The organism is Bradyrhizobium sp. 521_C7_N1_3, assembly GCF_052075975.1.
Lineage (GTDB): Bacteria > Pseudomonadota > Alphaproteobacteria > Rhizobiales > Xanthobacteraceae > Bradyrhizobium > Bradyrhizobium japonicum.
The window spans coordinates 5,966,274-5,985,421 of record NZ_CP197232.1; the positions used below are offsets into that span (position 1 = coordinate 5,966,274).

Sequence of the window (19,148 nt, forward strand, 5' to 3'; positions counted from 1 at the left end):
TCACATGTCGGACATCCTGACCAAGATCGAAGCCTACAAGCGCGAAGAGATCGCAGCCGCCAAGCGCGCGCAGCCGCTCTCGGAAGTCGAGGCCAGGGCGAAGGCGCAAGGAGTGCCACGCGGCTTCGTGCGCGCGATCAAGGCCAAGCACGCCAACGGCGACTACGCGCTGATTGCCGAGATCAAGAAAGCCTCGCCGTCGAAGGGGCTGATCCGCGCCGATTTCGATCCGCCGCTGCTCGCCAGGGCCTATGAGGCCGGCGGTGCGGCCTGCCTGTCGGTGCTGACCGACACGCCCTCGTTCCAGGGCCATCTCGACTTCATGGTGGCGGCGCGCGCGGCGACGTCGCTCCCGGTGCTGCGCAAGGATTTCATGTTCGACACCTATCAGGTGATTGAGGCGCGCGCGCATGGCGCCGACTGCATCCTGATCATCATGGCCGCGCTCGACGATGCCACCGCCAAGGACCTCGAGGACGCCGCCCTCGCCTACGGCATGGACGTGCTGATCGAAATCCACGACCGCACGGAGCTCGACCGCGCGCTGAAGCTGCGTTCGCCGATGATCGGCGTCAACAACCGCAATTTGCGTACCTTTGAAACCACGCTCGCGACCAGCGAGACGCTGGCGCCGCTGATCCCGGCGGAACGGCTGATGGTCGGCGAGAGCGGCATCTTCACGCCCGCCGATCTCGCCCGGCTCGAACGCGTCGGCATGTCGACCTTCCTGGTCGGCGAGAGCCTGATGCGCCAGGCCGACGTGACCGCTGCCACCCGCACGCTGCTCTCGCGCGAGAACGCGCCGCGCGCGACGGGTACGCGCTGACATGGCGCGCAAGCCCGCCAAGGCCAGGCAATCCAGGACGAAAGCCGGCCCTGCCCTCACCCATATCGGCGCCTCCGGCGAGGCGCGGATGGTGGACGTGTCGGACAAGCCCGCGACCGAACGGCTCGCGGTCGCCGAAGGCCACGTCGTCATGACCAAGGCGACGCTTGATCTCATCGTCTCGGGCAACGCCAAGAAGGGCGACGTGCTCGGCACCGCGCGCATCGCCGGCATCATGGCGGCCAAGCGCACCTCGGAGCTGATCCCGCTCTGTCATCCCCTCGCGCTGTCGAAGGTCACGGTCGACATCGAGCCCGACCCGAAATTGCCAGGCTGCCTCGTCCGCGCCAGCGTGAAGGTGACGGGCCCGACCGGCGTCGAGATGGAGGCGCTCACGGCGGTGTCGCTCGCCTGCCTCACCATCTACGACATGATCAAGGCGGTCGAACGCGGCGTGCGCATCGAGGGCATCCACCTGGTCGAGAAGCTCGGCGGCAAGTCGGGCCACTACCGCGCCTGAGCGCCGCGTGCCTTATTTCGCCTCGCGCTGCCGCTCGCGATAGGCGCGCGTCTTCATCCGGTTGCCGCACAGCGTCGACATGCACCACCGCCGCGTCGATGGTTTCGAGCGGTCGAAGAACACCCGGCGGCATTCCTCCGACGCGCACATCTTCAGCCGATCCAGGGTTCCCACAAGCGTGGCGTCATGAAGCTCGATCGCGATGGCCGACAGGCCTGCGAGCGCATCCTCGCGCGCTGCCGACAGCATCGCGCCACGGCCTGCGCGCGCCTCCACCCGCAACGGAAACGGCGCGAGCGCCTCATTGAGAGTGCCGAGAACGCTCCTGTTCCGGGGCCGCTCGGCGGGCGCGCATTGCAGATAGGCGCGCAAGGCGCCGCGCAGCCTTAGCGCGGTCTCAAACATCGCGGGCGTGACACGCCCGCCCTCGGCGCCAAGGCCGCGTTCCCGCATCCAGTCCGCAAGTTCCTTCGGCCCGCCAAGCTCATCGCTCTCCGGGTGCTCCACGCCGAAATGCGTGAAGTGGCGAACATCGAGCGTGTTGGCGAAATCGTAGACGTTCGCCAGCGTGTCGGGAACCTGGAATTTGCGCGACTCTTTCGACATCGGGACACCAAAGATTGGAACACCAGTAAAACAGATTTACTGGTTGACTGCAAGCGACACCTGTATCCTAATTATACCGGTGTCGAATCCTTCGGGATCGAGCCCGCCCATTGCGATCACCAGAACGGAGAACTCGCGCCGATGGCTGATGCCCTGCACTATCTCGAACTCACCGCGCTCGCAGCACGCCTCAAGGCGCGCGACATCTCCGCGCTGGACGTGACGCGCGCGCAACTCGACCGTATCGACGCCATGGACCGGGATCTCGGCAGCTACGTTCACGTGATGGCGGAAACGGCCATCGCCGAGGCAAAGGCCGCGGACGCCGAGATCGCACGGGGCCGGTATCGGGGCCCGCTGCATGGCGTGCCGATTGCGCTCAAGGACCTGTTCTGGACCAAGGGCATTCCGACCGCGGCCGGCACCACGCTTCATCGCGACTTTCGTCCCAGCGAAGACGCAACCGTCGTGCGCCGGCTCAAGGACGCGGGCGCCGTGATACTCGGCAAGCTGCAACTCACCGAGGGCGCCTATTCCGATCACCATCCGTTGGTGACGCCACCGAAGAATCCGTGGAATGCGAGTTACTGGCCGGGCATTTCGTCCAGTGGCTCGGCGGTCGCAACCGCTGCCGGGCTTTGCTTCGGCTCGCTCGGCTCCGACACCGGCGGCTCGGTCCGCTGGCCCTCCGCCGCCAACGGGCTGACCGGATTGAAGCCGAGCTGGGGTCGCGTCAGCCGCCACGGCGCGTTTGAGCTGGCCGCGACGCTCGACCATGTCGGACCCATCGGCCGCAGCGCGGCCGATGCGGCCGCGCTGCTCGGCGTCATTGCCGGACACGACCCCAACGACCCCACCTCGGTGTTCAATCCGGTGCCCGACTATCTCGCCGCAGCCGCGCAGGACGTGCGGGGCTTGCGGATCGGCGTCGATGCCGCCTGGAACAGCGACGACGTGGACGTTACGACGCAGCGCGTGCTGGCAGACGCCATCGATGCGTTCCGCGCGCTCGGCGCCGGCATCGTCGATGTCAGATTTCCCGACGTCATGCAGGCGATTGCCGACTGGACACCGAATTGTGCGGTGGAAGCTGCGGTCGCGCACGAGGCGACCTATCCTGCCCGCAAGAACGAGTATGGTCCGATGCTCGCCTCGCTGATCGAAGCTGGTCGCGCGCTCTCCGCTCTCGATTATCAGAAGATCCTGCTGCGGCGGCTGGCCCTGCGCGGGCGTGTCACCGCGCTGTTCGAGACCATTGATCTGCTGCTGATCCCGGTACACCCGTTCCCGCCGGTGACGCTCGCCATGATCCAGACGCTCGGCGAGCAGCCGGATCTGATCGCGAAGCTGCAGCGCTACACCTGCCCGTTCGACATGACCGGTCATCCCACGATCACGCTACCGGGTGGTGCATCGGCGGACGGACTGCCGATCGCGTTCCAGCTCGTCGCCGCTCATCTCGACGAGGCCATGCTTGTGCGCGCCGGCGCGGCGTTCCAGCGGGCCACGTCCTGGCATCGTCGCCATCCTTCCCTCAGCTCGCGGAGGCAGCATTGACCGTTCAATCCACGCTCGCTCAGCGCAGCATTTTCCATGGCTGGTTCGTCGTCGCGGCGGCGTTTGCCGTCATGTTCGTCGGCTTCGGCTCCGCCTACACGTTCAGCGCATTTCTGGAGCCACTCCAGCGCGATTTCGGCGCCTCGCGCGGTTCGATCTCGCTGGTGTTTTCGATTGCGGGCTTTCTGTACTTCGCGTTCGGGCTCGTCAGCGGTCCCCTCGCCGATCGGCTCGGCTCGCGTCCGCTGGCCGTCGTCGGCATGATCCTGATCGCGGTCGGACTTGCGGCCGCGAGCGCGGCACGCTCCCTTGTCGAGGTCTATCTCGCCTACGGGCTGGGCGTCGGCCTCGGTCTCGGCTGCGCCTATGTTCCCGCGATCGGCGCGGTGCAACGCTGGTTCGTCAAGCGCCGCGGCTTCGCCTCCGGGCTCGCGGTGAGCGGCATCGGGCTCGGTACGCTGGCGATGCCGCCGCTCGCCTCATTGTTGATCGCATCGGTGGGCTGGCGCGGCGCCTATCTGGTGCTGGGCGCGATCGCGCTGGTGCTCGGCGGCGGAGCGTCGCTGCTGATCGAGAACGATCCGAAGCACCGCGGCCTCGGACCCGACGGAGATCCGCCTCGCGAGGCCGCGGGCGCAACCAATGCCGGTGGCGCTTCTGTGCGCGAAGCCGTCCGGTCGACGCGGTTTGTCGCGCTCTACGTGTCGTGTCTGATCTGCTCGTTCGGCGCCTTCGTCCCGTTCGTCCATCTCGTGCCTTACGCACGCGACCACGGGGTCGCGGCGTCCTCTGCGGTGCTGCTGCTCGGCGTGATCGGGGCCGGCAGCACCGCGGGCCGCTTCTTTCTCGGCGCGCTCGCCGACCGGATGGGCCGCGACCGCTCGCTCATCATGGTCCTGGTCGGAATGGCGTTCGCGATGGCGATCTGGGCCATCGCCGCCGATGTCTGGACCCTCGCCGCTTTTGCCTTCGTCTACGGCGTGTTCTACGGCGGCTGGGTCGCGGTGCTGCCCGCTGTGGTCATGGACTATTTTGGCGGACGCAACGTCAGCGGAATCATCGGTATTCTCTACACCAGTGTGGCGTTCGGCACGCTGGTTGGCCCGAGTGCGGCCGGCTTCGCCTATGACGTCAACCACAGCTATACGTTGCCGATCCTGATCAGTGCTGCCGCGAACGTCGTCGCGGCGCTGATCGTGGCGGCGATATTGGCGCGCGGCGGAGCCCACGCGATCAGCGCAGCGAAGAGCTGATCGACCCGAATTTGGCGTTGAGCTTGGAGCCCATGCCGTTCACGACGGAAATGATGGCCAGCGCGATGCCGGCGGCAATCAGACCGTATTCGATCGCGGTCGCCCCACGCTCGTCGGCGAGGAACTTCTTCAAGGTGTTTGTCATCGTCGCGTCCTCTCTGTGTCGTTGGCAGGCATGTTCGCAAATCACGTGCCAATGCCGACGTGTGGATCGCCAACACCTTAGATGGTTAAGCCTTGGTTGACCGTGGCACGACCGGCAGGAATTGACCGGCATCGCGAGAGCTTCCGGCAATTCCTGCACGTCTTGCGTCGCGCGCATCGATTGCTTTTGTACGCGGCCGTTCATGTCGCATTAACCGCGCTTCCTAACTTCGCCTCCACACCGTTTCCGTAAACCAACGGATGTTCTGGGGATCAAGAAGCGATCCTGACGTGTGCGCGGCAACGATCGACATGATGACGAACTACGGCAGTCGCCTCTTTGACCAGGTCTTCGTGCGCAGCGGACCGATCCGCTGGCTGGTGGTGGGCGGCACGCTGCTGATCGCGGCCATCGCCATTGGCTCGGTCCTGATGGCGCAGAATTTCCGAGAGCGCGCGCTGCGCAACAGCGGGCGCGAGCTGGAAAACACCGTCCTTCTGCTCGCTCATCATTTCGATCAGCAGTTGCAGGATTTCGCGGTCATCCAGAAGGATTTCGTCGACCACGTCCGCGCAACCGGCATCGCAAGCGCCGAGGACTATCGCAAACGCCTCTCCGGCGAGGACGTCCACCGGATGCTGCGCTCGAAGATCGAGGCGCTGCCCTACATGGGCGGCGTCAACATCATCGATGCCGAAGGCAATCTGATCAACTCCTCGACGGCGTGGCCGGCCCCCAAAGTGAACGTCGCCGATCGCGCCTATTTTCGCACGTTCAAATACGATCCTTACTCGCCGAACGTGCTGATCGAGCCGGTGCACAGCCGCGTCTCCGGCGCCTGGACCATCCTGATCGTGCGCAAGATCGTGGGACCGAACGGCGAGTTCATGGGCGTGGTCGGACGCGGCATCGAACCGGCCAATTTCGAGAAGTTCTTCGCCTCCGTCGTGCTCGGCGAAGGCGCCTCGATCTCGATGCTGCATCGCGACGGCACGCTGCTCGCTCGCTATCCCCATTCCAGCGAGCAGATGGGCAGGAATTTCAAGACCGGCCCGTTCGAGCAGCAGAGGATCTTCGGGCTCGATCACTTCGCCGGCCGCATCATGAGCCCCGTCGACGGAGAAGACCGTCTGATCTCCTCGCGCGCCCTGCCCCACTTTCCGATCCTGATGATGGCCACCACGACGCGCGCGGCGGCGCTGACGGACTGGCGCGAGCAGATCGGCATCCTGATCTCGGTTGCGGGCGCCTCCGCGCTCGCCATCGCAGGCGTCCTGATCGCGATCGTGCGCAAGCTGCTGGAGCAGCACCGCGCCTCCCGCGAGCGGCTGACGCTGGAGAAGCAGCGCCTCGACCGCGCCGTCAACAACATGACGCAGGGCCTGCTGCTGTTCGACGCCGAGCGGCGGCTGGTGATCTGCAACCAGCGCTACATCGAGATGTACGGCCTGTCAGCCGAAGTAGTGAAGCCCGGCTCCAGCTTCCACGACATCATCGCCCACCGCAAGGCGACCGGCTCGTTCAGTGGCGACATCGGCGACTATGTCGTCCGTGTGCTGCGCGACATCCATGTGCGCAACTCCATGGTGATCGACACCTCCGACGGGCGCTCGATCCACATCCTCAACGAGCCGCTCGCGGACGGCGGCTGGGTGGCGACCCACGAAGACGTCACCGAGCGCCGGCGCATCGAGGAGCGCATCACCCACCTCGCCCACTACGACGCGCTGACCGACCTGCCCAACCGCACCATGTTCCACGAGCATCTGCGCGCGGAGCTCGCCGCCATCGCCGGCGGTGAAGAGATCGCGGTGCATTACATCGACATCGACGAGTTCAAGGGCGTGAACGACGCGCTTGGCCATCTCGTCGGCGACGAGCTGTTGAAATCGATCGCGACGAGCCTCAGCCGCTGCGCGGGTCCGCAGGACTTCGTGGCGCGGCTCGGCGGCGACGAATTCGCCATCGTACAGAGCGCGGTGACGTCGCTCGAGCAGGTCGACGAGCTCGTCGCGCGGGTCTTCCAGGCCATCCGCGCGCCGTTCGACTGCATGGGCCATCATCTCACCACGGACGCCAGTATCGGCATCGCGCTGGCGCCACGACACGGCACCGCGCTGGACCAGATCCTGAAGAACGCGGACATGGCGATGTATGCCGCCAAGGCCGCCGGACGCCGCACCTATCGCTTCTTCCAGCCGGAGATGGACGCCAAGGTCCGCGAGCGGCGGCAGCTCGAGATCGATCTGCGCCACGCCATCGCCCAAGGTGGGCTCGAAGGCGGACTCGAGGTCTACTACCAGCCTTGCCTCGCCCTGAAGGACGACCGCATCACCGGCTGCGAAGCGCTGGTGCGCTGGCGCCATCCCGAGCGCGGCATGGTCTCGCCCGCCGAATTCATCCCGATCGCCGAAGACACCGGCCTGATCAACGAGATCGGCGAATGGGTGCTGGCCACGGCCTGCCGCGATGCCGCCAACTGGCCCGACGACATCCGCCTTGCCGTCAACGTCTCGCCGGTGCAGTTCAAGAGCGGCACGCTGGCGCTGAAGATCATGGCGGCCCTTGCCGCCTCCAATTTGCCGGCGAGCCGGCTCGAGCTCGAGATCACCGAGGCCGTGCTGATCCGCGACGACGACACCGCGCTTGCGATCCTGCACCAGCTCCGCGCCATCGGCGTGCGCATCGCGCTCGACGATTTCGGCACCGGCTACTCCTCGCTGAGCTATCTGCACCGCTTCCCGTTCGACAAGATCAAGATCGACCGCTGCTTCGTCAGCGACATCGCCGGTCCCGACGGCTCCGCCAGCATCGTGCAGGCCGTCGTCAACCTGGCTGCCGCCCGCCGCATGACCACCACGGCCGAAGGCGTCGAGACCGAGGAGCAGCAGCGCCTGCTCCGTGCGCTCGGCTGCTCGGAGATGCAGGGCTATCTGTTCAGTGCCGCAAAACCGGCCGACAAAGTGCTGGAGCTGTTTGCGCTGCATCGCAGCCGCCTCGCTCAGCGCGGCGGCGAGGAAAGCCGGCGCCGCGAGGCCAGCTAGATCCGAACGTAGCCCGGATGGAGCGCAGCGCAATCCGGGGCCGATCGCTCGCAGAGGCAGGGACCCGGATTGCGCTTCGCTCCATCCGGGCTACGGATTACTGAGACAGCGCCCGCAAAACGAATTCGCCCGGGAGCGGTCATCCGCTCCCGGGCGATATCTGAACGTCATAAGGCTTAGTTCGGTACCGCCGCCTTCGGCGCAGGCTTGGCGGCGACCGCATTCGCGGTCACGCCGTGCAGGAAGTCGTAGGCCGCATGCAGGGCCTTGTCGTCCTTCTCTTCCGGCGGGACGTAGGACTGCGATCCGGTCTGCTCGGTGCCGTCGGCGGCCGACAGGTGCCCGCGCATCTGGGACTCCGCCATGGTGTCAATCCGGCCCTTCAGCTCGGGCGGCACATCCTGGAGGATCTCGATGTCGGGCGCGATGCCCTGGGCCTGGATCGAGCGGCCCGACGGCGTGTAGTAGCGCGCCGTGGTCAGCGCCAGCGCGCCATTGCCGGCGCCGAGCGGAATGATGGTCTGCACCGAGCCCTTGCCGAACGAGCGCGTGCCGATGATCGTGGCCCGCTTGTGGTCATGCAGCGCGCCTGCGACGATCTCCGAGGCGGAAGCCGAGCCGCCATTGACCAGAATCACCAGCGGCTTGCCCTTGGTGAGGTCGCCGCCATGCGCGGTGAAGCGCTGGGTCTCTTCGGGATTGCGGCCGCGGGTCGAGACGACCTCGCCGCGCTGAAGGAAGGCGCTCGACACCGAGACGGCCTGGTCGAGCAAGCCGCCTGGATTGTTGCGCAGGTCCATCACGTAGCCGACCAGCTTCTCCGGCGGGACCTCCTTGGAGATCGACGCGATCGCCTTCTTCAGGCCGTCGGTGGTCTGCTCGTTGAACGAGGTGACGCGGATGTAGCCGATGTCGCCGTTCTCGACGTGGAAGCGCACCGGACGCACATGGATGATCTCGCGCTTGATCGCGACGTCGAGCGGGGCGTCGGCGCCCTTTCGCACGATGGTGAGCTTGGTCTGGGTATCGACCGGCCCCTTCATCTTGTTGACGGCCTGCTCGAGCGTCATGCCCTGCACGGCATCGCCGTCGATCTTGCTGATGAGGTCGCCGGACATGATCCCGGCCTTGGACGCCGGCGTGTCGTCGATCGGCGAGACGACCTTGACCAGGCCGTCCTCCATCGTGACCTCGATGCCGAGCCCGCCGAACTCGCCGGAGGTGGTCTCCTGCATCTCGGTCCAGGCCTTGTCGTTCATGTAGCGTGAATGCGGATCGAGCGAGGTCACCATACCGGTGATCGCGCCTTCGATCAGCTTGGAATTGTCGGGCTTCTCGACATAGCTCGCCTTCACCCGCTCGAACACTTCGCCGAACAGATTCAGCCGGGAATAGGCATCATCCGCGCTTGCTGCCGCCCGTGCCGCCCATACTCCACCGTGCGGGCTGGCGACCAGAAGGGTTAGACACGCTCCCGTGAGTGCGCCCAGGGGGAACAGCAGGTTTTTCCGCATGGATAGGCTGGCCTTCTTGCTTGGAGCTTTGCTTTGGGCTTGGCAGGCGCCATGCAAATGGCGATCCAGCCCGCTGTTCACAATACCATTCTGGTTTCTTCAAGGCCGGGACGCCACGCCGGCGGGTACATCGTAAAAATCCCTTCGCCCGGGCCTAAACTTTTGGCAACGTTCCGAAACCGTTTCGCGCAAGGCGAGAATCGGCCGGCCGGCCCACGCTTCGCAGCTATGCGATTTTAGGATGGTTTTGGATTGCCGGACACGATACGCGATGACAATAACGCTTCAAATTCTCGGGAGGACAACAATGAACGACGCGCCCCGCAACCGGCCGGAACGGAACGTCGAACTCGGCGCCAGCGCCGAGCCATTCCAGAACCTGCACGAATTCATCCGCAAGGCGCGCGCCAACCTCAACCAGAACGCCTGGGACTACATCGTCGGCGCCGCCGAGACCGAGACCACGATGCGCCGCAACCGCATGGCGCTCGACGAGATCGCCTTCCGGCCGCGCGTGCTGCGCGACGTCCGCGAGGTCGACGGCTCGGTCGAGCTATTCGGGCGCAGGATGCGGCTGCCGGTGGTGCTGGCCCCTGTCGGCGCACTGGAGATATTCGATCCGGATGGCGCAGCGAGCGTCGCCCGCGCCTGCGGCACCTTCGGCGCGGCGCACATGCTGAGCTCGGTGTCCGAGCCCGGCCTGGAGAAGACCGCCGAGGCCGCCCCTGATGCGCTGCGGCTCTATCAACTCTATGTGCGCGGCGACGACGACTTCGTCGCCGATGTCGTCAGCCGGAGCGAGAAGAATGCCTACGCCGCCTTCTGCCTGACCGTTGACACCGCCCATTACAGCCGTCGCGAACGTGACATTGCCAAGCGCTATGTTCGCGAGAGCCGCCTGCGCGCCACCGGCGGCGATTACCAGAAGGGCCTGGAGTGGCGGACCGTGAAGATGATCAAGGACAAGTTCAAGATCCCGCTCATCCTGAAGGGCATCGCCACCGCCGAGGACGCCCGGATCGCGGTCGATCACGGCGTCGAGTGGATCTACGTCTCCAACCATGGCGGCCGCCAGCTCGATCACGGCCGCGGCGCCATGCATGTGCTGCCCGAGATCGTCGAGGCCGTGAAGGGACGCGCCAAGATCATGGTCGACGGCGGCTTCTGCCGCGGCACCGACATCGTCAAGGCGATCGCGGCGGGCGCGGACATGGTCGGCATCGGCCGGCTGCAATGCTGGGCATTGGCGGCCGCCGGCGAAGCCGGCGTGAGGCGAATGCTGGAGCTGCTCGAGGACGAGGTGCTGCGCTGCCTCGGCCTCTTGGGCGCCACCTCGTTCGCCGAGGTCGACAAGTCCTGCCTGCACCAGGCGACCGCAACGAATGCGCCGAGCGTATTCAGCGCGTTCCCGCTGTTCGACCACGACCCCTATCGATATTGAGTGAAAGGATGCAATGAGCTCGCTCTCTCCCGGCAGCGCGGACGCGCTCCTGTTCGATCTCGGGCGCGTCGTGCTCGACATCGATTTCTCCAAGGCGATCGCCTGCTGGGCGGGACATGCCGGCTGCAAGCCGGAAGCCATCGTCGCGCGCTATGTGCGGGACAGCGAAGCCTACCGGCTGCACGAGGTCGGCAAGATCAGCGACGAGGTCTATTTTGACTCGCTGCGCGCCTCGCTCGGGATCGGCATTTCGGACGCGCAGTTCCTGGAGGGCTGGAACGCGATCTTCGCCGGCGAGATGCCCGACATCGCCGAGCTGCTGCCGCGTGCGGCAAAGCAGTTGCCGCTCTACGCCTTCTCCAACACCAACCGGCCGCATGTCGACCATTTCTCGAAGGAATATGCCGGCCTGCTCGGCCATTTCCGCGAGCTGTATCTGTCGTCCAGCATCGGCCTGCGCAAACCGGATGTGGAGGCCTTCGACCATGTCGTGGCCGCGATCGGCGTGCCCGCGAACCGTATCGTGTTCTTCGACGACCTTGCCGAGAACATCGAAGGAGCGCGGTCGCGCGGCCTGACCACGGTCCACGTGACCTCGCCCCACGACGTCGGGAACGCCCTCAAGGCGCTCGGAATCTGACTCTGGCCGGCAAGCCGACGGGCCGCGAATGGAACTATTTTGCCCGGGGGCGAGGAACCAAATCCCTTTGTGCATTTTTATACGGAGTTCCCGGAACGATTAACCCTCTCGGGACTCATGAGTCCGTTGGGAATTCTACGTCGGGCTTATCGTCGTGTTGGGCAAAACCTACCTTACCAAGCAGGCCTCTCTGCTGATGAAATTCGCCAGGACCACATCGGATTCTGAGCTTTCCGCCAAGCTGATCAGCAAGGCCGCCGACCTAAAATCCCAGGCCGACCCGCTGCCCGACAAGGATCAGGGCCCCGCAGCGCCGGACGTCAGTCCGTACAAGCCGTCTGGGAGTTGACCGATGCTGGCCGTGGCTCTCGTCCTTCTCGTCCTCGCCATGGCCATCCTCGTACCGGTCTGTCTCGCCTTCCGGATCATGCCGCGACGGACTTGATGCGCCCCCTTCATCGCATTGCGGATGACGCAGCATAAATCATCCTGCTCGGCCGCTGTTTTGCCTCTGCGCCTGCACTCGGCTAGAACTCTCGCCGCCGATTTGCCCGAACGGGCCCAGCAGGAGTTTTCACCCGTGGCCCTGATGCCGGTTTCCGACGCGCTCGCCGCGGTGCTGGCGGGCGCAGAGCCGCTGCCTGAAGAGATGATCGCGCTCGACGCGGCCTTTCACCGCGTGCTCGCGCGCGATGTCGCCGCGCGGCGCACGCAGCCGCCGCAGGCGATGTCGGCAATGGACGGCTATGCGGTGCGCGCGGCCGATGCGGCGAAGATCGACTCCCAGCTCACCCTGATCGGCGAGGTTGCGGCGGGCCGTCCGTTTGCGGGATCGGTCGGCGCCGGCGAGGCCGTGCGTATCTTTACCGGCGGTGTCGTTCCCGATGGCGCGGATACGGTCGTGATCCAGGAGGATACGGTCGCGGACGGCAAGCGCATCACGGTCAAGGAAGCCGCCGTAACGGGGCGGCACATCCGCCCCGCCGGCGTCGACTTCTCGGAAGGCGACGTGCTGCTGCGCAAGGGAGCCCGGCTCACCGAGCGCGACCTCGCGCTCGCCGCCGGCATGAATTACCCGCAACTGCCGGTCCGACGACGCCCGAAGGTCGCGATCCTCGCGACCGGCGACGAGTTGGTGATGCCGGGCACCACGCCCGGTCCTGGCCAGATCGTCTATTCCAACGGCTACGCCCTGCACGCGCTCGCCCGCAGCGAAGGCGCGGATACCATCGACCTCGGCGTTGCCGCCGATACGCTGGAGGCCACCACCGCCGGCATCGGCCGCGCGCGGGAGAGCGGTGCCGACATCCTGATCACGACCGGCGGCGCCTCTGTCGGCGACCACGATCTGGTCCAGCAGGCGCTGAGGGACGAAGGTATCTCGATGGCGTTCTGGAAGATCGCGATGCGGCCGGGCAAGCCGATGATGAACGGGCGGCTCGGCGCGATGCGCGTGATCGGCCTGCCCGGCAATCCCGTGTCATCCTACGTTTGCGGCTTCCTGTTCATGGTGCCGTTGATTCGCGCGCTTTCGGGCCGTTCGATGATTCATCACCGCCGCGAACGCGCGGTGCTCGGCCGCGACGTCGGCGCCAACGACCAGCGCGAGGATTACCTGCGCGCGCGCCTCGAGCTGCGCGACGACGGCACACTCCTCGCCCTTCCGGTCAATCACCAGGATTCCTCGCTGCTTGCGAATCTCGCTGCGGCACAGGCACTTCTCGTGCGCGCGCCATTCGCGCCGAAGGCCGAAGCCGGCACGCCTTGCGAGGTCTTGCGGCTGCCCGTCTGAGCGCTTCGTTCGCGTGCGTTCCGCGAACTTTGTCGCGTTCACGGTAAATTAAGCAGTTGCGGAACATGTATCGAACATATAGTGTCCGTTCATGATTTGTTTCGAGCATGTAGCGGCTTACTGCTGAATTCAGCGTCTCGGAATCGAACGACATCAACCGGGGGATTTTGGTCGAGATGTTAACGCGCAAACAATACGAGCTCCTGCGGTTCATCAGCGAACGGTTGAAGGAAAGCGGCGTGCCGCCCTCCTTCGACGAGATGAAGGACGCGCTCGACCTGCGCTCGAAATCGGGCATCCATCGCCTGATCACCGCGCTCGAGGAGCGCGGCTTCATCCGGCGCCTGCCCAACCGCGCCCGCGCCATCGAGGTGATCAAGCTGCCCGAGCTTCAGGCCGCCGCCGGCGGCCGCCGCGGCTTCACGCCGAGCGTCATCGAAGGCAATCTCGGCAAGGTCCGCACGACTTCGAGCCCGCCGGCGGATGAGGGCGAGCGCCCCGTCGCAGTCCCCGTGATGGGCCGCATCGCGGCCGGCACGCCGATCGAGGCCTTGCAGACCCGCAGCCACACCATCAGCGTACCGCCTGACATGCTCGGCTCGGGCGAACACTACGCGCTCGAAGTGCGCGGCGATTCCATGGTCGAGGCCGGAATTCTCGACGGCGACATGGCGCTGATCCAGCGCAACGAGAGCGCCGACACCGGCGATATCGTGGTGGCGCTGATCGACGACGAGGAAGCAACCCTGAAGCGTTTCCGCCGCCGCGGCGCCTCGATCGCGCTCGAGCCCGCCAATGCGGCCTATGAGGTCCGCATCCTGCCGCCCAACCGGGTGAAGATCCAGGGCAAGCTGATCGGGCTGTACCGGAAGTACTGATACCGGACGCGCCGGTATCGGTTATTTGGCGCCTCGCGCGCTTTCGATCGGCACCGCCGATCCGAGATTGGAGCGGACGATTGTCCGCTTCCGCTGGATAGTCTTTCTGGTTTTGCGCAGATTATCCGGCCCCTTCCCCGGCGGTACATCCTCGGCACGCCGCACGAAGCAGCCCTGCTTCGCGGCCTTCAGGTTCGAGGAGAAGTCGTGCGCCAGATCGTTCTGAGCACAGTTGCAGTGGCACTGATCGCAGCATCAGCGTCGCAAGCCTTGGCCGCGGAAGCCTTGGCCGCGCAATCCCGGCCCCATGTCCGCAAGGACACGGTGAGCGAGCAAGCCCGCGAGGCCCGCGACGCAGTCAACCAACCGTCGCAGCCAGCCTGGCAATATTCGGGGGTGGTCCGTGCCCGCGGGACGCTGACGCTCACAGAATCCACGGGGGCGGGCTTTGTTCCCACTGCATTTGAAAAAGATTTTGTGATGGCAGTCTGCGGACTCAAGTCGCAGATTTGCCCTCAACATCGCATATAATTGCAAGCTTCCACTCTGATAGAGGCCAGCGCCTCAGAAGAGGCGCGGGTTGCTATCCTGATTGAGGAGCACCCGATGTGTGACTACAGCCTGCATGCCGTCGCGTCGCGTCCCGCCGAAGTTGGCGAGACGATCGTCACGACAACCTTCCGCGGCACCTCGACGCGCGGCTTTGCCTCCGCGGCCGATCCGACCGTCGCGGTCTGCCTGCTGCCAGGAACGGAGCTCGCCTTCGCCGACAACGTCCGTTACGACAATCGCTGGATCTGGACGCGCACCGTCAATTCGCGCGTCGGCAAGTTCGGCAAGATCGATCCGCACATTCCGGATCGCCATCATGATGCGATCGAATTCCCCGACGGCAAATCCGTGCTGGTGACGCAGCTGGTCGAAGGCCAGCGCGCGACCGTGCTGCAACTACCAGTGACCCAGCCGCTCGGCGAGCGCGAGCACAAGTCGCAGATCATCACCGACAGCCGGCCGACCATCACCCGCCTGCCGATCGGCTGACATAGCCATTCCCGGCCGGCAGGTCGGGTCAGGATCGAAAATCGCCATCGCCGGCCGAGGCCGGCGAGATGGTGTCGTTCGTGTCCCGCGAAATGCCATCGGGCGGACCTAGCCGTTGCGCCTCCCACCGCACGAAGTTTGCGCTGTCCTGCCTGAATTTTGAACGTCCGTTCCGCAGCCAAATGGCCGATGCTTGGTGCGGCTTGAGACGGCGGACACGTTCGATGAAGACCTTCATTCGCGTCGTTGAACTCTGGGTGCCTGACCGCACGCGCATGCGGCTGGAATTCGGCGGCGGCCTCTACGGCGAAGGATTGTCCGCGTTCAAGGCCGTGAGCGAAGATCTGCACTTCGGATATGACGAGGGGCTTCCCGGCAAGGCCTGGGCAAGCGGCCACCCCGTGATCCTCACCAAATTCGCCGATTCCTATTTCAAGCGCACCGATCAGGCCATCGCCGCCGGGCTGACCTGCGGCGTGGCGGTGCCGGTGTTCTCAGGCGAATTCCTGCAAGCCGTCATCGTGCTATTCTGCGGCGACGACGAGGCCCATGTCGGCGCGATCGAGCTCTGGCACAACGATGCCGAAACCTCCCACGAGATGGGGCTCGTCGACGGCTATTACGGCACCGCCGACATGTTCGAATTCAACTCCCGCCACACCAGATTTCCGCGTGGCTTCGGCCTGCCCGGCCGGATCTGGAAAGCCGGCCTGCCGCTGATCATCAAGGACCTGCACGATGCCAGGAGTTTTCTGCGCTGGGAGGACGCCGCCAAGGTCGGCATCAATCTCGGCGTCGGCGTCCCCTACCGGACCGGCACCGATCAGACCTGGGTGCTGACATTCCTCTCCGCGCAGGCGACCCCGATTGCGCGACGCTTCGAGATCTGGGTCCCGGACGAGGCCCGTTCGGCGCTGGTCTTCCGCGCCGGCGATTGCAGCGCGCAGACCGACCTCGCCGCGCTCTACGCGACGAAATCCATCGCCAAAGGCGAAGGCAGCATCGGGGGGGCCTGGGCCACCGGCATGCCCGCACTCAACGACGATCTCGCGCGTGACGGCTCGGTCGCAGCCTCGCAGGCCAGCGCCTCTGGACTGAGCCAGATGGTTGTCCTGCCGGTGATCGGCAATGCCGGGCTCGACGCCGTGCTGGCCTGGTATCTGTAACCCGTCCGCTCAATCCTCGGCCTGCAGGTCGGCTTCCGATGGCGTCGCATCGCGGTTGCGGGGGACCGCCGCCTGCGGCGCAAGGCTCGCGCCGAAATCCGCCTCGCCGGCCGCTGCCGGCGACCACGGACGGTCTGTCCCCCTCGTCTTCGCCGCCTGAACCGCAAAGCCGTCGCCGCTTCGCGTCAGCGCCAGCGCGCCCTGCCTTGCGAGACGCTGGCGGTCGACAACCATCGCCGCGCAATCCGGCGGCGCCGGCCGTGCCGTCACCACCAGCGCAGCACGGCTGCAATCGTCAGCCAGTGAATCGATGCGCAAGGCCAGCGCGACCAGGCGCCCGTCGGCGAGCGGCGTCACGCAACCGGCATCGTCACACGACACGCCGGCGGCCAGTGAGGCACTGCCGGCGTCGCGCGGATCGGCGTCGGCGGCGAGCCATTCCTTCAGAAGAAAACTGTCCTTGCTCGACCTGATCAGATGCAGGTGCCCATCCCTGCCCCGCACCGCGACGCTCTGGCCGTCACCGGCGATCAGGATATCGGGCTGCCGCGCGCACAGTCCCCAGAGGATCGCGGCCAACAACACCACGGCGCCGGCCCAGCGCAACGGGGTGCGCAACAAGCCCATCACGATGATCCCCAAGCTTGCAGCGATCAGCGCTGCGATGCCGAAAGCCGAGATGCGGCCGACTGCGCCCGGCAAACCGGCCACCCAGCGCGACACCGCAACCATCCAGTCGATGCCGATCCCCATCAGCCACCAGAACGGACCATCAAGTCCGAACGGCGCTGCAATCAAACCCAACAGGCCCGCAGGCATCACCAGGGCCGAGACCACCGGCATCGCCCCGAGGTTGGCGAGCACGCCGAACGGGGTGACGCGGTGAAAATGGAAGGCGGCATAGGGCGTGGTCGCGAGCCCCGCGATCAGCGAGGCCAGGAACAGCATCGCGATCTCGCGCCCGCCCCACATTGCAATCCGCGCGGTCGCGGAATGATCGGGCGAAGCAAACAGGTTCGGCATGCCGATCTGCACCAGCGCGACCAGTCCGAGCGTCGCGGCGAAGGACATTTGAAAACTCGGATGCACCAGCGCTTCCGGCGCGACCGCGAGCACGATCAGCGCGGCCACCGCCAGCGTGCGGAAGGTGATGGCACGGCGATCGACCATGACCGCGATCAACACCACCGCGGTCATGAAGAACGAGCGTTGCGTCGCGACCTCAGCGCCCGACAGCAGCAGATAGAACGCGGCTGCGACCAGGGCGGCGGCCGCCGACCATTTCTTGATGGCAAAGCCGGCCGCCATTCCAGGGATCAACGCCAGCAGCGCGCGCACCGCGAAGAAGACCACGCCGGCGACGACCGCCATGTGATAGCCGGAAATCGAGAGCACATGGCCGAGCCCCGAGATGAACATGGCGTCGTTGACGGGCGTGGTAATCGCATCGCGCCGGCCCGTGAGCAGCGCGGTCGCAATCGCCCGGTTGTCGCCCTCGAGCGTGGCGCGGATGCGCGCGTCGATCGCATCGCGCAGCCCCTGCATGAAGGCGGCATAGCGCAGCCGCAAGCCACCGGCATCCGGCGGCGCTGATGCCGCAATCGTGCCCATCACGAAGCCGGAGGCACCGATGCCCTGGAAGAACATGTCGCGCGAAAAGTCGTAGCTGCCGGGGCGCACCGGCGACAACGGCGGCAACAGCCGCGCCTTCAACTGCACGAAGCTGCCGACCGCGGGCGCCGTCCCCTTGCGCACGGAGAGGCGCACGCGCTCGAGCTTGACGTCGCTGCGCTGCGCCTCCATCGCGGTGACGCGCAGCACGAAGCGGTCGGTGCGCTCACGGATGTCGCGGGTCTCGACGAAGCCCGACAGCGAGACCGAATAGAGCGGCTTTGCCAGCACCATGTGCGCGATCCGCGCGGTCTTCCAGGTCGCCGTGGCAAGACCGGCCGCGACCGCCGCGATCATGATCGCCGGCGCAAACAACCGGCTCCGCCGCAACAGCACGGCGCCGAGCATGAGTGCAATGGCCGTTGCGGCAACGACCCACAGCACCGGTTCATGATCGGCGGCAAAGTAGAGCGCGATGCCGCCGCCGAACGCGACCGGCACCCACGGCAATAATCGCCCGGCGCCGGCCTCGGCGCGTGCCCAGTGGCGCAGGGTCTCGGCCAGCGACGTCGAGAGGTCGAACCCTGCCGGCGCGAGGCCGCCCGCGGATGCAGCTCGGCCGACGGGCCAAGTCCCCGCAATCCGAGCCCCCGCAATCCCCTGGGACCGAACTGGCCGGCCCGGCTCCGCCATTCCCTGCACCTTACGATACGCGACAGGCCTGGAGGCTACCGGAACGTGCAGGCAGGCGAATAGCGGTACGGATCAGGAACGGAGCGAACGGCCCCCTACTTTTCCTCTTCCATCGTCACGGCGACGTCCGCCTTGGCCGAGAGCCGAACCTTGTTGCCCTCGACGCCGGCGACGAGGCCCTTGTCGATGAAATGATGGTGGCCCTTGTGGCTGCCCTCGCCGCTGTCCTTCTTGGTCAGCTTGATGCGATGGCCCTCGACCTTGTCGACCGTGCCGATGTGGACGCCATCGGCGCCGATGACTTCCATATGCTCTGCGATGTTCTGCATGGGGGATCCTCTGATAGACCCCACACAACGCCTGGGACGACCTTCCGTTCGCTGCCCGCCAGATGTCACGGAGAATTTGAGCTCGTGCGGCC

Annotated in this window: 18 protein-coding genes; 13 read left to right on the top strand and 5 right to left on the bottom strand. The window is 66.0% G+C overall.

Translation table 11 applies throughout. The features are described from left to right. Nucleotides 1-4: 4 nt before the first annotated feature. Together trpC and moaC are read left to right on the top strand one after the other, a co-directional pair. A complete protein-coding gene (trpC, locus tag AB7008_RS27780; RefSeq protein WP_441259838.1) occupies nt 5-826 on the top strand; it encodes an indole-3-glycerol phosphate synthase TrpC in 822 nt (273 codons plus the stop codon). 1 nt (nt 827) lies between these two features. Beyond that, on the top strand, nt 828-1,346 hold the full coding sequence (moaC, locus tag AB7008_RS27785) for a cyclic pyranopterin monophosphate synthase MoaC (protein WP_441259839.1): 519 nt from the start codon (nt 828-830) through the stop codon (nt 1,344-1,346). 12 nt (nt 1,347-1,358) lie between these two features. Here the strand turns inward: moaC and AB7008_RS27790 are convergent, their stop codons facing one another. Continuing rightward, a complete protein-coding gene (locus AB7008_RS27790) occupies nt 1,359-1,952 on the bottom strand; it encodes a CGNR zinc finger domain-containing protein (protein WP_441259840.1) in 594 nt (197 codons plus the stop codon). A gap of 141 nt (nt 1,953-2,093) precedes the next feature. Between AB7008_RS27790 and AB7008_RS27795 the strand changes: the two genes are divergently transcribed. Both AB7008_RS27795 and AB7008_RS27800 read left to right on the top strand, forming a co-directional pair. Then, a complete protein-coding gene (locus tag AB7008_RS27795; RefSeq protein ID WP_441259841.1) occupies nt 2,094-3,509 on the top strand; it encodes an amidase in 1,416 nt (471 codons plus the stop codon). Next, nucleotides 3,506-4,762: an MFS transporter gene (locus tag AB7008_RS27800; RefSeq protein ID WP_441259842.1), complete on the top strand. Its 1,257-nt coding sequence runs from the start codon at nt 3,506-3,508 to the stop codon at nt 4,760-4,762. Before AB7008_RS27795 ends, AB7008_RS27800 begins: the two co-directional genes overlap by 4 nt. Here the strand turns inward: AB7008_RS27800 and AB7008_RS27805 are convergent. Then, nucleotides 4,743-4,907, bottom strand: a complete 165-nt coding sequence (locus AB7008_RS27805) for a Flp family type IVb pilin (protein WP_038955365.1) — start codon at nt 4,905-4,907, stop codon at nt 4,743-4,745. The genes AB7008_RS27800 and AB7008_RS27805 overlap by 20 nt on opposite strands. Before the next feature lie 311 nt (nt 4,908-5,218). On the opposite strand from AB7008_RS27805, the gene AB7008_RS27810 reads away from it, so the two are divergent. Continuing rightward, nucleotides 5,219-7,951, top strand: a complete 2,733-nt coding sequence (locus AB7008_RS27810) for a bifunctional diguanylate cyclase/phosphodiesterase (RefSeq protein WP_441261254.1) — start codon at nt 5,219-5,221, stop codon at nt 7,949-7,951. 176 nt (nt 7,952-8,127) lie between these two features. On the opposite strand, the gene AB7008_RS27815 is transcribed toward AB7008_RS27810, so the two are convergent. Continuing rightward, entirely contained in the window at nt 8,128-9,465 is a 1,338-nt protein-coding gene (locus AB7008_RS27815) for a S41 family peptidase (RefSeq protein WP_028156048.1), read from the bottom strand. Nucleotides 9,466-9,772: 307 nt separating this feature from the next. Between AB7008_RS27815 and AB7008_RS27820 the strand changes: the two genes are divergently transcribed. The 8 genes from AB7008_RS27820 to AB7008_RS27855 all read left to right on the top strand — a co-directional run bounded on the left by AB7008_RS27820 (nt 9,773) and on the right by AB7008_RS27855 (nt 16,423). Then, a complete protein-coding gene (locus tag AB7008_RS27820) occupies nt 9,773-10,906 on the top strand; it encodes an alpha-hydroxy acid oxidase (RefSeq protein WP_028156047.1) in 1,134 nt (377 codons plus the stop codon). A gap of 13 nt (nt 10,907-10,919) precedes the next feature. Next, the gene (locus AB7008_RS27825) at nt 10,920-11,546 is read left to right on the top strand and encodes an HAD family hydrolase (RefSeq protein ID WP_441259843.1); all 627 of its coding nucleotides are present in this window, start codon (nt 10,920-10,922) and stop codon (nt 11,544-11,546) included. 154 nt (nt 11,547-11,700) lie between these two features. Continuing rightward, entirely contained in the window at nt 11,701-11,895 is a 195-nt protein-coding gene (locus AB7008_RS27830; RefSeq protein ID WP_028149633.1) for a hypothetical protein, read from the top strand. Between the two features lie 231 nt (nt 11,896-12,126). Further along, nucleotides 12,127-13,338 carry a molybdopterin molybdotransferase MoeA gene (locus AB7008_RS27835; RefSeq protein ID WP_028156045.1) on the top strand — a complete coding sequence of 404 codons (1,212 nt, stop codon included), beginning with the start codon at nt 12,127-12,129 and terminating at the stop codon, nt 13,336-13,338. A gap of 176 nt (nt 13,339-13,514) precedes the next feature. After that, nucleotides 13,515-14,216, top strand: coding sequence for a transcriptional repressor LexA (gene lexA, locus AB7008_RS27840; protein ID WP_041959687.1), 702 nt, complete (start codon nt 13,515-13,517; stop codon nt 14,214-14,216). A gap of 207 nt (nt 14,217-14,423) precedes the next feature. Further along, nucleotides 14,424-14,747, top strand: coding sequence for a hypothetical protein (locus AB7008_RS27845; RefSeq protein ID WP_441259844.1), 324 nt, complete (start codon nt 14,424-14,426; stop codon nt 14,745-14,747). Between the two features lie 75 nt (nt 14,748-14,822). Further along, the gene (locus AB7008_RS27850) at nt 14,823-15,257 is read left to right on the top strand and encodes a hypothetical protein (RefSeq protein WP_441259845.1); all 435 of its coding nucleotides are present in this window, start codon (nt 14,823-14,825) and stop codon (nt 15,255-15,257) included. Nucleotides 15,258-15,481: 224 nt separating this feature from the next. Then, nucleotides 15,482-16,423 carry a GAF domain-containing protein gene (locus AB7008_RS27855; RefSeq protein ID WP_441259846.1) on the top strand — a complete coding sequence of 314 codons (942 nt, stop codon included), beginning with the start codon at nt 15,482-15,484 and terminating at the stop codon, nt 16,421-16,423. Between the two features lie 9 nt (nt 16,424-16,432). On the opposite strand, the gene AB7008_RS27860 is transcribed toward AB7008_RS27855, so the two are convergent. Further along, nucleotides 16,433-18,727, bottom strand: coding sequence for a ComEC/Rec2 family competence protein (locus tag AB7008_RS27860; protein WP_441259847.1), 2,295 nt, complete (start codon nt 18,725-18,727; stop codon nt 16,433-16,435). A 95-nt stretch (nt 18,728-18,822) separates the two neighbouring features. Beyond that, nucleotides 18,823-19,056: a DUF2171 domain-containing protein gene (locus AB7008_RS27865; RefSeq protein ID WP_028149639.1), complete on the bottom strand. Its 234-nt coding sequence runs from the start codon at nt 19,054-19,056 to the stop codon at nt 18,823-18,825. Nucleotides 19,057-19,148 lie beyond the last annotated feature (92 nt).